Source organism: Bacillus alveayuensis, assembly GCA_030812955.1.
GTDB classification, from domain to species: domain Bacteria; phylum Bacillota; class Bacilli; order Bacillales; family Aeribacillaceae; genus Bacillus_CB; species Bacillus_CB alveayuensis.
This window is the reverse complement of record JAUSTR010000034.1, coordinates 1-12,258: the sequence shown is the minus strand read 5'-3', so window position 1 is coordinate 12,258 and position 12,258 is coordinate 1. Positions and strand designations below refer to the sequence as shown.

At 35.7% G+C, this 12,258-nt stretch carries 13 protein-coding genes and 1 pseudogene; 10 read left to right on the top strand and 4 right to left on the bottom strand.

Going from position 1 to position 12,258, the window contains the following annotated elements; all coding sequences use genetic code 11:
• Positions 1–232: 232 nt before the first annotated feature.
• A complete protein-coding gene (locus J2S06_RS15510; RefSeq protein ID WP_419152884.1) occupies positions 233–1,576 on the bottom strand; it encodes an ISLre2 family transposase in 1,344 nt (447 codons plus the stop codon).
• A gap of 254 nt (positions 1,577–1,830) precedes the next feature.
• Positions 1,831–2,966 (bottom strand): IS3 family transposase gene (locus J2S06_RS15505; protein WP_419152883.1). Its coding sequence is split into 2 segments (ribosomal slippage): positions 1,831–2,732 and positions 2,732–2,966, totalling 1,137 coding nucleotides; the frame shifts between segments, so codons are not numbered across the junction.
• A 423-nt stretch (positions 2,967–3,389) separates the two neighbouring features.
• On the opposite strand from J2S06_RS15505, the gene J2S06_RS15500 reads away from it, so the two are divergent.
• The 4 genes from J2S06_RS15500 to J2S06_RS15485 all read left to right on the top strand — a co-directional run bounded on the left by J2S06_RS15500 (position 3,390) and on the right by J2S06_RS15485 (position 6,061).
• Positions 3,390–4,361: a DUF3800 domain-containing protein gene (locus J2S06_RS15500; protein ID WP_419152882.1), complete on the top strand. Its 972-nt coding sequence runs from the start codon at positions 3,390–3,392 to the stop codon at positions 4,359–4,361.
• A gap of 953 nt (positions 4,362–5,314) precedes the next feature.
• Positions 5,315–5,590 (top strand): hypothetical protein, encoded by a 276-nt coding sequence (locus J2S06_RS15495; protein ID WP_419152881.1) that lies wholly within the window; start codon positions 5,315–5,317, stop codon positions 5,588–5,590.
• 13 nt (positions 5,591–5,603) lie between these two features.
• Positions 5,604–5,792 (top strand): hypothetical protein, encoded by a 189-nt coding sequence (locus J2S06_RS15490; RefSeq protein WP_419152880.1) that lies wholly within the window; start codon positions 5,604–5,606, stop codon positions 5,790–5,792.
• A gap of 38 nt (positions 5,793–5,830) precedes the next feature.
• A complete protein-coding gene (locus J2S06_RS15485) occupies positions 5,831–6,061 on the top strand; it encodes a hypothetical protein (RefSeq protein WP_419152879.1) in 231 nt (76 codons plus the stop codon).
• A gap of 55 nt (positions 6,062–6,116) precedes the next feature.
• Here J2S06_RS15485 and J2S06_RS15480 read toward each other — a convergent pair whose 3' ends face one another.
• Entirely contained in the window at positions 6,117–6,608 is a 492-nt protein-coding gene (locus J2S06_RS15480; protein ID WP_419152878.1) for a DUF4365 domain-containing protein, read from the bottom strand.
• 151 nt (positions 6,609–6,759) lie between these two features.
• Between J2S06_RS15480 and J2S06_RS15475 the strand changes: the two genes are divergently transcribed.
• From J2S06_RS15475 to J2S06_RS15450, 6 genes and pseudogenes are all read left to right on the top strand, one after another.
• Positions 6,760–7,734, top strand: coding sequence for a hypothetical protein (locus tag J2S06_RS15475; protein WP_419152877.1), 975 nt, complete (start codon positions 6,760–6,762; stop codon positions 7,732–7,734).
• 24 nt (positions 7,735–7,758) lie between these two features.
• Positions 7,759–8,001, top strand: a complete 243-nt coding sequence (locus J2S06_RS15470) for a hypothetical protein (RefSeq protein ID WP_419152876.1) — start codon at positions 7,759–7,761, stop codon at positions 7,999–8,001.
• Positions 8,002–8,025: 24 nt separating this feature from the next.
• Entirely contained in the window at positions 8,026–8,403 is a 378-nt protein-coding gene (locus J2S06_RS15465) for a hypothetical protein (protein ID WP_419152875.1), read from the top strand.
• 45 nt (positions 8,404–8,448) lie between these two features.
• On the top strand, positions 8,449–9,024 hold the full coding sequence (locus J2S06_RS15460) for a hypothetical protein (RefSeq protein WP_419152874.1): 576 nt from the start codon (positions 8,449–8,451) through the stop codon (positions 9,022–9,024).
• A 1,006-nt stretch (positions 9,025–10,030) separates the two neighbouring features.
• Positions 10,031–10,327, top strand: a complete 297-nt coding sequence (locus tag J2S06_RS15455; RefSeq protein ID WP_419152873.1) for a transposase — start codon at positions 10,031–10,033, stop codon at positions 10,325–10,327.
• 159 nt (positions 10,328–10,486) lie between these two features.
• A pseudogene (locus J2S06_RS15450) lies at positions 10,487–10,912 on the top strand (ATP-binding cassette domain-containing protein); the annotation flags it as partial.
• Positions 10,913–10,952: 40 nt separating this feature from the next.
• Here the strand turns inward: J2S06_RS15450 and J2S06_RS15445 are convergent.
• Positions 10,953–12,068: an ABC transporter permease gene (locus J2S06_RS15445; protein ID WP_419152872.1), complete on the bottom strand. Its 1,116-nt coding sequence runs from the start codon at positions 12,066–12,068 to the stop codon at positions 10,953–10,955.
• Positions 12,069–12,258 lie beyond the last annotated feature (190 nt).

The window sequence follows — 12,258 nt, the reverse complement described above, 5'->3', positions numbered from 1 at the left end:
CAGCAACAAGCTGCATGATTTCTGTTTTTAAAAATACAATTAAGAAATTCTGTAGGTTTTTGTATTTTTAAAAAGAGCAATTATGAAATTGGCTCTAATGATAATGATATTATGATTGAGTCAAGTTTTTGTGGATATTTCCTCTTTTTGTACAGGAAGTTCTTTTTCTACCTATGTTTGTAAGCGTTTGCTATAAGCCTTAGCTTACTTGCGTAGTACAGTACATACTTTTTTAAAACCCTACCATCGCTTTTAATGCATGATAAATTGGTGTACCCGATGAGCGTTGTAAATAATGTATATTATTTCTTGTAACTGCTTCTACCTTTTTTTGATATTTCTTCGCCATGTGAGTGACTTTCTTTTTCTGCTGTTCCTTGCGTTCATGTGGTTCAATGAGACCTTTCAGTGTTCGAATGGACAACCCATCTTTCACCGCAATAAACGCGTCTATAAGGCCTTGTATGCCCATCTCACTCCAGCTTCGTCCACCTTTTAAGCGCTTGGAGAAGACACTCATCGTCGCTTCTGCGCTCCCCATCGGTCGCATTCCTTTTGTTTCAATGCCTTGTTCCTCTAGCCATTTTCGATAGTCTGTTATTGCCTGTTGATTTTCTGTTAATAGTTCAATTAAATCTTCTAGCTTTTCTTCCTTTTCCTCTGTCTGCATTTGGCCGACTGCACTCGTTAATTCGACCAACAGCTTTTCGGGATGATATTCACTTAAGGCCACTCTGATTTCTCGGTAACGGGGATGGTTTCGAAATAATTCACGAATGGCTTTTGCTACATGAAAACGATCGAGACAGTAAAAACATTGACCTTGAAAATAATCTTGACACGCTCGAATCCATTTAGCTCCGTCTCCGTTGATAATCAGTTTGGTTTCCGTCGCATCATAGTCATAATGCTCCTCGAGAAACGTCTCAAACCCTTCCCAGAATGGTTCATTCCCCTTATGGTGATAGTGACGCTTTTGAATAAGACTTACTCGCTTTCCATTCTTCTGCCACCCCATATGGACAGCTGCGATTTTTTCCTCTTTCCCTTTTTTGCGCTTTCCTTGACGCTTTGTATGGAGTCCGTCCACTTCCACAAACAGGACTCTTGGCGCTCTCATTTTTTCTGTTGGCTTCATGACTTCGCATTGCAGTAAATGTTGCCGTAGGGCCTCATGACTCATCACTTGGTAACCAAGTAACGTTTCGATTTGACGTACAGCGTTCCGATAAGAGGGCCCCGTTGCCGCAAGCTCGATGACCCATTCCTCCAGGAGAGGACTAAAGCCTTTTCCTCCTTTAAACTGAAGGAACTGATCAAGTAAACATACGTATTGCTTTGCTTCTCGATCATAGTAATAATTTCGTTTGAATGAGACGGTACCAAATGCCGTGTCTAGTTGAACTTCACGCTTGTCCTTCATCTGAAATCGTTTCTTGTCTCGACTTTCTGCAATTTCTCGATCAATCTCTTCCAAAATCTCTTTAAACACTTTTCCAAATGTTTGTTGTAAAAGAAGAAATAAACCTTGTTCTAGCTCTTTTAAACTTGGGAATTTTTCAGTAAAATATCTCATAGGGACTCTCTCCTTTGTAAGTTTTTTTCCAAAACAACACTGTACAAAAAGAGAGTCCCTGGATCTACGTCAAGTTTCTGGACACAAAAAGATTAAGTTTTTTACACAACAACCATTCATGGATTGTTCCACGTCCAAGTAGGTTGTCAAAGTGAAAAGAGTCTTTGACAACCTACTTGGACATGGAGAAATAAACCCATGGATGTTGTGTCAAAAAAATGTGAAGGGGGGGGAATGTTCTGTACCCCCAAGTTTTACGCTGCTATTCGGCACATTTTTTCATATTCATCAGGTGTCAAATAACCGATGCTTCCATGAATTCGTTTGCGATTATACCAACCTTCGATGAATTGAAATAACGCAATTCTCGCTGTCTCAAAGCTTTCGTATTGGGTTAGATAAACTTCTTCTTTTTTCAATATGGCGTGAAATGATTCAATACAAGCATTGTCATATGGACATCCTTTTCGACTAAACGACGAAATCATTTCATGTTTTTTTAGAAGTTCTTGAAACGTTTCACTTGTATATTGTGTTCCTAAATCAGTATGCACGATAAGCCCCGCATCCGGTTTTTGATCTTGAATGGCATTCTGAAGTGCTTCCAGCACAATTTCTGTTGTCATTTTGCGAGAGAATTTATACCCGACTACTTTTTTGGTATGTAAATCAAGAACGGACGCTAGATAACACCAGCCATCACGAAGGGTGTGGATATACGTAATATCAGCTACCCATTTTTCATTAATCGTTGTGGTAGTGAAATCTTGATTTAATACATTTTCTCGTTCTTCTACTGGCTTTCGTGTTGGTGTTGGTCGAAACTTTTTTATAATACAAGATTTGATGCCTGCTCGTTTCATCAGACGTTGAACTCGATTGATACTGCCTGTATAGCCTTCTTTTTTAAGTATTTCAAAGATTTTAGGGGCTCCATAACGACCCTTACTTTCTTTATGGATTGCTCGAATTCGTTCAAGTAGTTGTTCGTTGGCGACATGATAGCGATTCGGCTTCTTATGAAACGATTGATAATACGTACTTTTAGGCATCTTTAAAACACGACACATCATTTGGATTGGATGATGTTCGCTTTCTTCTGTGATTAAGTCAATCAGTTCTTGCTCATCTATTTTCTCGCGAATATGGTCATAGCCTTTTTTAGAATTTCGATCTCCTGTTTTAGTCGCAGATTTTCCTTTTGAATGGCTTCTACATCAGCCAAAGTTAACTCTTGTTCGCCTTCTATTGGAGAGAATTGCTTAATCCATTTATAAATCGTTACTTCAGAAACACCATATTCGCTAGAGAGTTGACTGACCGGAGTGCCTGAGCGATAAAGCTCAACCACTGTTTGTTTAAATTCTTGGTTATAGCGTTTTTGACTCATGATTCGGACACGACCTTTCGTTAGTTCAATTTTAATGACTTAACCAAGTTGTGTCCATATATCTATACTACATCCACTGTTTGTATTTTCTCCCAGATTTTAATCAAGGAAGAGATAAATTAACTTCAATGGGTTTTTAAGCCTAAGAATAGGTAAGATAACCGATACTACTGTTTCCCAAAATTTATAAAAGATGTAGAAATCGGCGTTGGTATGATAATGTTAATCAATTATGGTAAAAAGGTTAATGAATTTGGATTCAAAACAAATTTAAAGTGAAAAAAGACCACTCCTGTCAAAACGGTGACTGGATGGTCTCTTCTTTAAAAACTCCCTATCAAAACGGTGACTGGAAGTAATACATACTATATTATATGTAAATTATAAACAAATATTCATTTATAGTCAAGAAGGTGATAACTTTTGAAATACAATATCTTTTTCGACGAGTCAAATAAATTAGATGCAGAGAAAAAATATTCTTACTATGGTGCTTTTGGTGTTGAACAATCTTTATGTGACAGTATAGTGATGGATATCAACAAGATTTTAAGAATAACAGGTAAGAAGAGTGAATATCACTTTACTGAATATAAAAATGACAAGGATATTGCTCCCTACATATATTGTTTACACCATTTCATAAAAACAAACTTACAAATTAACATATTTGTCGTAGATAACGCTATTGCATTTGATTTTGCTAGAAATGCCGATATTACAGTTACAGAATTACGTAATTTATTTTATGTTAAAATTCCAGAAAGACTCTTTTATGGATTAACTAGAGGTCTTTCAAACGATTATAGAACAGTTGAAATTGTAGTCGATCACAGTCCTGAATATGGAAGCATGAGGGTATATTCAAAGTTAAAGCAGCAAATGAATGCACATGCAATTTATCGTGGTATGAAATATTATGTTAATAAAGCATGGTATAAAGAATCACATAAATCTATTCCACTTCAAATAGTTGATTTATTTATGGGAATTGTTGTCTTTCTAATGGAAAAGTCATATTTAAATATAGATGACGATAAACCGATCATTAAGGCTGATCTTATTTACCGTTTTTTAATTGAAGAAAATAATATAGATTTATTTCAACAACATATAAATATTTTTAAATGGGATGGACAAAAAGATATTATTCATGAAGTGAATATTTCAGATTATTTATCACAATTTATGGCATTCAAAACACAGTTTGATATTAATGAAATGACAAAGATAATGAGAATTAGAAAACCTAATGATTCCACTAAAGATTTAAGATTAAAAATGGGTTATTCAAATAATCAATTAAGAATGTTACTTGGATATCTTGATCAGCTAGATGATAAAGGAAGAAACACATTTATCATGAAGAATTATTATAAAAGTTTCAAAACATGAATAAAACAATTTCCTATTAAACGAACGGGATTTATTTCTGTTCAATCTATGCTGAAATTTTTACAACACAATTTTAATTTAATGAGGTAACTAAATTTTCAAGATGTTATACATCAATTTTAAAAAGTTTACATTTATAAAATTAATAATCGTAAATTTAATTTTAGAATTTTCAAGTTATTTATATCTTGTAAGGCAAACACTACTACATCCATATATCTGCGATTACCAATCAAGCCATGTGGAATGTTGCGCGTTGCTCGTAAAAAAGCTGTAGAGCATAAATAAACTCTTGCCATTCACAATAAACTCTTGGAAAAATCAAAATAAAGTCGTGCAAAGGGACAGGAGCAAGGCAGGGGAAAGGAAAGAGGGAAAAGGAAAAACCCTTCATCCTCAAGTCTTTCCCCTCATTCCCTGTCACAATTTTATTCTCAATCATAATAAAGTTATGGCAGAAAAAATCGAATCGAAAATCGGGAAAATAAGTGATTTGTGCACGACTTTATTATGAATGGAAAAATATAGGTGGCGTAGGAATGAGGGATGAAGGGGTGGAGAGTAGCAGGAGTTTATTATTACTGAACATAGTTACAGGGCAAAAGAGAAATAGAAAATGACCTTTGTTTCTCTTTTTTTAGGTATAAGGATATAGTGGGAAGAGTCTTGTGCATTTTTCCTTGATATCAATTGGAAGAACGTTTATGATGAATGTAAGTTAACAACATTTATTGGAAATAAGGATGGGAAACAACATGAAGACTTTTTGTGTTCATAACAAAAGTCCATATTGTATAGAGTAAACGCTCAGTCATACGACTGGGCGTTTTTCATTGTGTTTGTTTCCTAACTGTATTGAAAGGGGGGATTAAGTAAAAGTTGTTGGAAAAGCCCGTATTGAACTTATAGCTTTCTTTAGAAATGAAAATCTAATTCAAAAGGAGAGGTTATTCATGAATGAAAAACTTGCTGTATCGATTGTTCGAGCAATTATTCGTGATATTTATGGGAGATATGGTATGGAGCAATATTTCAGGAGTACAGAACCGAGAATGTTAGTTAATATTTATGAGAAATGGATACACGTTGTTTCCGTTGAGCTTAAAAAAGCTGGAGTGATAAATGAAATCTATGAACCATTAAACACAGAGGAAATGAGTTTTGTGGATATTGTCTATCGAGTGGATTATTACTTGATAGATGAGGAGAGGGAAAGTGGAGAGGAATAAGGAGGAAAAGAAAATGAACAAACTATTCGAGCGTGAAGAAGGTACAATCGACAAAAATGTTTTTTATGGTGAAATATCCGAATGGCTAAGAATATCATCTGTACATTCTAAATTATATGAATTACTTTTGGATGAAGTAGATAGAGAGGAAGCATTTCTTGCAAATCAAAACGAAATATCGGAATACCTAATGGAGAGGTAAAGGCAGGAAAAAAATAAGTAAATCAAGGGGAAAGAAACATGTTAAACTTAATTCCAAAAGCCGAGGGGCAGAAAATAACGTATAAAGATTTGGAGCAGTTCCAAGAAAAGATAGAGCTGTTCAACGGAGACTTTGGGTTTACAGAAAGTGAAAAGAAGGCTTTGTTGTTGGTGTATATCACAAATTTTGGTTTGGAGTTCTTGATAGAGACTTTACCAAGAGAGTCTCTCAAGGAATTGAAGGACTTATTAGACAAAAAGGGATTGTAATACAGTGTGCAAGGAAGTACGTATATTAACAATGGGGGGCTCCCCCCTTCATCTACTAAGAGGGAGAGATAATATTATCCTCAGTGTTTAAAAAATCTTTTATGGATTCTTCAAATTTAAATATTTCAAGGATAGGATAGTTCTTTTGAGATATGTTGATACCGTATTCAGGAGCACTTTTTTGACCAGGCTTATCATAATTCCTGTCCACAAACATTTCATTAGGGACTTCCCATGCTTTCGCAGGAATGAGGAAAATATCGGGCATTTTTCCTTCCTCAAAAATCAATAAAGTCAGATATAAATTTTTATTCGTAATGTCAAATTTGCTTTTCGGCATAAAAACATATCCTTTTCCTCGAAGAGATTTTACTTGAATCTCACAAAAGCGCCCGTTTTTGTCCTTGACGATAAAATCTACACCATGGTCATCAACCTCAGTTGTGTAAACTTCTAATCCATAAGATGCAAACTCCATTTTTGCAAAATACTCAGCATATCTCCCTAATTGCAATGCACTAAGCTTACTCCAATTAGTATTTGGCATGATTTTTCCTCCATAGTTCTAATTTTCTTCGCAAGTGTTTTATTAAACGCTTTTCTATTACTAAATAATAACATAGAATAATTATGAGTGGTTTGAAGTTTAGTTGGATTTCGCCTTTGTAGAATAAATGAGATTAGTATAGGTGGTAAGAATGTCTATTTATAAAAATATTTTCCATTATTATCGTGGGCAAACAAGAAATGGTTCGGAGGAAATTAAACAATTACAGATAGAAAATAATACTACGAAGGCTTTCATTAATGTTTTACAACATTCTTCACCAATGCTTACAATGAGATTTTTAGATTGGTTGGGTTTATACACAAAGGAAACGGACAAGTTTGAATATATGTATCAAGTTTCAAATGAACTTCATCGTAAGACACCACAGGCAGTTGTAGTAGGTATTGCTGATACTAAAGAAGTGAAACATACTTCACAGAATAAAAAGTACAATATTCCTGACGGTGCTATCCTGTCGAATTCAGTTTCAATACTAATAGAAACAAAAATAGGATTAAACTCTTATTTAAATATTGACCAACTTGAAGGACATAAAAAACGATTTGCAATTGGGCAAGAGGTTCAAGAGAATATCATTATTACATGGGATGAGGTTAGAGCCTTCTTTAAGAAGCAGTTAGCCTTCTTTGAGCAATTAAATGACGTATTAACATGTTTTTTATTAAAACAGTTTGAAGAATTTTGTGTTATCAATTGTATAGGTGGAACTAAAACAAAGGAATATTTCTTTTTGCATTTTGAGAAGGTAAAAGCTCAAGAGTTGGCAAGACAAATTGATAACTATATTTGGAACGAAGCAGGTTATCCGGATATACAAGATGCAGAAACGAAAGATGGCATCGGTTATAAGAGGGTAGGAAAGCCTAAATTTGCTACACTAACAATTCAAAGACAAAGATGTTTTATTCTACATATAGGCAGGAAAGAACAGAGATTAGGATTAAAAATTCAAAAAGAGATAGATGCAACGCTTGGTCGAAAGTTTGATAGGAAAGAATATGAGATTCATAAATACCCGCATGAAGCATACATAAGATTAGAATGGGTAGATAACTTTGAACAAATTAGACCATACATCGATTTAGCGTATCACTTGCGATAATAAAGCTAAGAAAGAGGATGAATAATGATATTGGAAAAACAATATTTCAATCTAATGCAATTTTTTGAAGGATATGTACGGAATTACCGAAGAATGAATTTATCACATTTACATAATCGATCCATGTTCACCAAAAGAGAAATCGATTATTTTGCCAATTTAGGGGAAATGCTTGGCTTTGATGTATTTGTAGAAGACTCGAAATTTGATAAGCTGAAAGGGCGTTCCAGACCGATGTATTTATCTTGGTGGAAGTGGGATGCATGAGTTCGAGTTGATGATGAAAATTTCTTGTATCTCGCCCTGCATTTAGAACGAGAAAATGTTTGGAATAAAGACGTTGATACGATTGAAAAACTTTTTTCTCTAACAGAAGAAGGTTATGTTCCTCATAATGTGATAGGAATACAATACATAGAATCGCCTGAAAGAATTGATTTTCTTAACGATTTAGTTATTCAAAAGAATGCAGTTCAAAAGTCGAATGCTTTAATGGTTTATCGTTACTACGATAACGAACTGCATTTAGAACGAGTTTGTGCCTATTATTTTACGCCAACGGGATTAAATGAAGTAAGAACTGCTATTTGCACACAAGATGAGTCGGGCTACTGGTTTATGTGTTTTGATGAGGAGTACGCTCCATTCAAGACAACAAAGAGCTTATAAACACGAAAGTGAATTAATTAAGTTCAAAAATTAAGGGTGATAGATTTGGATTTAAAAGTACATATAGATGAGTTTATGACTGAGGTCTCAAATGACAACATAGAAATATACAATGAATTCAGTATTCAGTTTGAATTAGCGATTTTTTTAAGAGCTAACTTATCTAAGGAATATAAAATTCAATTAGAACGGAACATCGGTTATTTTGGATTAGATAAAGGAAATTTTCTTAAAAAGGAAATGGATATTGTCGTTTTTAATTCTGATACCAAGGAAAGGCATTGTATTGAGATAAAATATCCTATAAATGGTCAATATCCAGAGCAAATGTTTTCTATATGTAAAGATATCAAGTTCCTCGAAGAGCTTGTTGATGTAGGTTTTTCGCATTCATATTGTTTAGTTGTTGTAAATGACCCTTTATTCTATATCAGTAAGGGAGAGAAAGGAATTTATCGTCTTTTTAGAAAGGAAAAGCTGTTAAAAGGGAAAATTCAAAAGCCTACTGGCAAGAAAGATATCACGTATCACCTAAAGAATGAGTACAAAATAGAGTGGAAAGAAATAAGAGGAAATGAAAAATATTTTATAACTACAGTCAAGAGGAGCTGTGAACAATGATACATATTGTATTTGGTCCATCTCCTTCGGGCGATTTAAAAGTAGCCCTAAAGGATTTAGGTGTAGATAAAAAAGAACATGTCATTTGTAAGCGATGATAATAGGGAGAATCTTCAACAAAGAAAGAGCCATTTTCGGCTCTTTTATTTTTTCACGAAAGACAAGGGCTTTCGATATTGACGTTTTTGTTGTACATGGGCTTTGACCTTGTCAGAAAGAGTGGTATTCATATGGAGTTCTTTTGCAATCACATGTAACATCTTCGCTACATCTTCTATCTGATAACGATTAAGATATGGAAGTAAGCGAGAAACCGTTTGTTTCGCAACCTCCGATTCGAAAAACGGAACAACGTCCCCGACTTTACGTGCCACTTCTATCGAAAGCTATGCTGTTTTTTGACGGTAACTCGTTCCTCCATTTAGATGAAACTGCAATTCGTTTTGCAACTCCTGAAGTAACGATGTGAAGGATACTGCATGTTCTTTCCTCATCACTTCTCTCGTAGTGAATGTCTCCTTTCGATTCAATTTGTTACTTTGTATCTTATTATATACCATTTTCCTAAAAGTACATGTGTATCCGTCAAAAATAAATGGCAACTTGCTAAATCTTCTGTTTCCTGTAAAAAAAAACAGGAGTTAGGAAACAATTATTTTTTTGGTGAAAAATTAGGAGGTTCAAGAAAGGCAGGGATGACAAGGGATTGGGGAGGAAGTGAGAGGACATTTTTATTTTCCGATTACATAAAAGGGAGGGATATAATGGATTTCAAAAATCTAAGGTAAAAAGGGTTTGGGGAAGAATAATATAGCGTATTCTGTTTAATAGAATAAACTTGGTATTATGTCAATAATATGGACACAAAAAATTAAGATTTTCACTTTGAACTCTACCGCGCTTTCGCTAGGTGGCCTCTAGATAAGATTGAGAGTAATGAATTTGGACACTCGATAAGGTGTTTTTTATAATCGAAGTGACCAAATGAAGGGGGCTTTTGATGTACATGAAACGAAGAAAACATTCGAAGGAATTTAAGCTACAAGTGGTGAAAGAAGCATTAGAAGTTGGAAATAAAGCATTGGTAGCTAGAAGATACGAGCTTAGCCCGAATCTTGTGCAAAGATGGGTGAAGGCATATGAAGAAGGAAAACTAGGACAAGAAATGGTTTCCTCTCCCTCTTCAGCTGAAATCAAACGGCTGGAGGAAGAAAACGAGCAGCTCAAGAAGCTATTAGGGGAAAAAGATTTAGAAATTGAGATTTTGCGTGATTTGATAAAAAAAAGAACCCTCACTTACTGAAAAATTGGAAGTAGCCGAGCAGTGGATCAAGAAAGGATATCCGATTACAAAAGTATTGGAGATTCTAGAAATCAATCGCTCAACCTACTACTATCAGCAGAATGGAAAAGTCGAGAAGAAAACAGTAGGTGGGGGACGTCCAACACCCGGCTACTCTAAGATGAAGTGAGAAAAGCAGCGCAATTGGCCAATGCATATGAATTTATCGAACAAATGCAAGACGGTTATGAAACGGAAGTCGGCAAAAGAGGGATCAAACTATCCGGTGGGCAGCGCCAGCGCATTGCCATCGCGAGGGAACTGTTGAGAAATCCAAAAATTCTGCTGCTGGATGAAGCTACATCCAATTTAGACAGCAACTCCGAACAAAAAGTGCAAAACGCTCTCCTTCATCTTATGAAAAATCGTACAACATTTGTCATCGCCCATCGACTTTCAACTATTATTAATGCAGATTTAATCATCGTCCTCGAAAATGGTAAAATTACCGGTCAGGGAACACATGATGAGCTATTGCAGTCCCATCCGTTGTATCAAAAGCTTGTCAGTCGACAAATGCAAAATTTTGCTCCCGCCAACGATTAAGGCGGGAGCCGTATATAATTTACAAATGGAAGCTGACCGCTTAAGCCCGTTTCCGCTCCATAATGTTGATCCCTAATCCCATGAACACAACAGCCATCAAGAATAGGATGCTCATCGGATAGAGCAAATCGCTAAATGAGTAGCCGTAAACTACTGCCCCTTTTAACAGGTCCATTCCATACGTAACGGGGACAAATTTTGAAAGCAAGAGAAGTGCATCCGAAGAAACAATTTCCAGCGGCCAATAAGCTCCTCCAAGCATCGCCATGCTGACAGAAACAAGCGGAAGCACCGCATGAAACTGCTGCTCATTATTGACAATTCCTACTATAAAAATTGATATTGCGACAATTGCCAGTACATAAGGGATGAGCAATACGAGCACAAACCAAAATTTATCGCTGAAATCTACATCAAACACAAAGTGAAAGACTGCAAAAATGAGCGCCACCTGAATATAGCCGGTTGCAAAACTGTAAATTAAATTTCCGGTATACATCTCCCATTTTTTGACCGGCGACAAAATCATTCGATCCCAAATGCCGTTTCGCTTCTCCATTAATATATTGAAAACGTTGTACGCAATCGTATAAATGACAAAAAATAAGACACTGCCGAAAATCGATTGCATTTTGCTGTTGATGATAACAGTTTCATCCGCACGGAAATGTTTTGTCTCTATGGTAAACACCGGATCGTTTTCCGCTTCCGCAAGCGATTTTGCCACTTGCTTTGCGCTTGATTCTCCTTGTTTTTCCTTCACCTGATCGATGATCGACTTGGATTGTAATGCTTTTGCGTAAACTTTTTGAACCGTTTGCTGAACCAAATAGCTATTGGGGGTATTGGAGGCAACGATTATGCGGAAATCGTCCTTTTTAAGCTCCACACCTGCTTCCGCCTTGCCTTCGCCAACCAGCTTTTCAACTTCCTCTTTTTTCATCCTTTTAAACGAAAATAGATTATACTGCTCAAGAGAGTGAATGATTTCCTTCACTTCACTTTCAGGCAGTGCGCTGTATACTGGAACAACTATAGTCTGTTTGTTTACGGAACTGATGAGCATAGCAAAAACGACAGAAAGGATCGACACCATTAAAAATAGCCAAGGCTTCCGGATAAAAAGACGCAGCTTTGCTGTCAAAACTCCGATCACGCCATTTCACCCCTTTTTGGGAAAACTAGCAAGCTCAATACGAACATAACAAAACCGAAAAGACATAAGTATATGATAGGCCAAATAAATTGCGACAGATCATAGCCTTGCAAAATTTTTAAATAAGCTGTCATGCCGGCTCCATTTGGCGTCATATCCCCCAATTTGTGCATAAATTCCGACATTTGCG

Excerpts from the sequence above, each read along its gene's own strand:
- J2S06_RS15490 (WP_419152880.1), top strand. The coding sequence starts at position 5,604 with ATGAACAAACTATTCGAGCGTGAAGAAGGTACAATCGACAAAAATGTT.
- J2S06_RS15510 (WP_419152884.1), bottom strand. The coding sequence starts at position 1,576 with ATGAGATATTTTACTGAAAAATTCCCAAGTTTAAAAGAGCTAGAACAA.
- J2S06_RS15495 (WP_419152881.1), top strand. The coding sequence starts at position 5,315 with ATGAATGAAAAACTTGCTGTATCGATTGTTCGAGCAATTATTCGTGAT.
- J2S06_RS15485 (WP_419152879.1), top strand. The coding sequence starts at position 5,831 with ATGTTAAACTTAATTCCAAAAGCCGAGGGGCAGAAAATAACGTATAAA.
- J2S06_RS15455 (WP_419152873.1), top strand. The coding sequence starts at position 10,031 with ATGAAACGAAGAAAACATTCGAAGGAATTTAAGCTACAAGTGGTGAAA.
- J2S06_RS15475 (WP_419152877.1), top strand. The coding sequence starts at position 6,760 with ATGTCTATTTATAAAAATATTTTCCATTATTATCGTGGGCAAACAAGA.
- J2S06_RS15480 (WP_419152878.1), bottom strand. The coding sequence starts at position 6,608 with ATGCCAAATACTAATTGGAGTAAGCTTAGTGCATTGCAATTAGGGAGA.
- J2S06_RS15470 (WP_419152876.1), top strand. The coding sequence starts at position 7,759 with ATGATATTGGAAAAACAATATTTCAATCTAATGCAATTTTTTGAAGGA.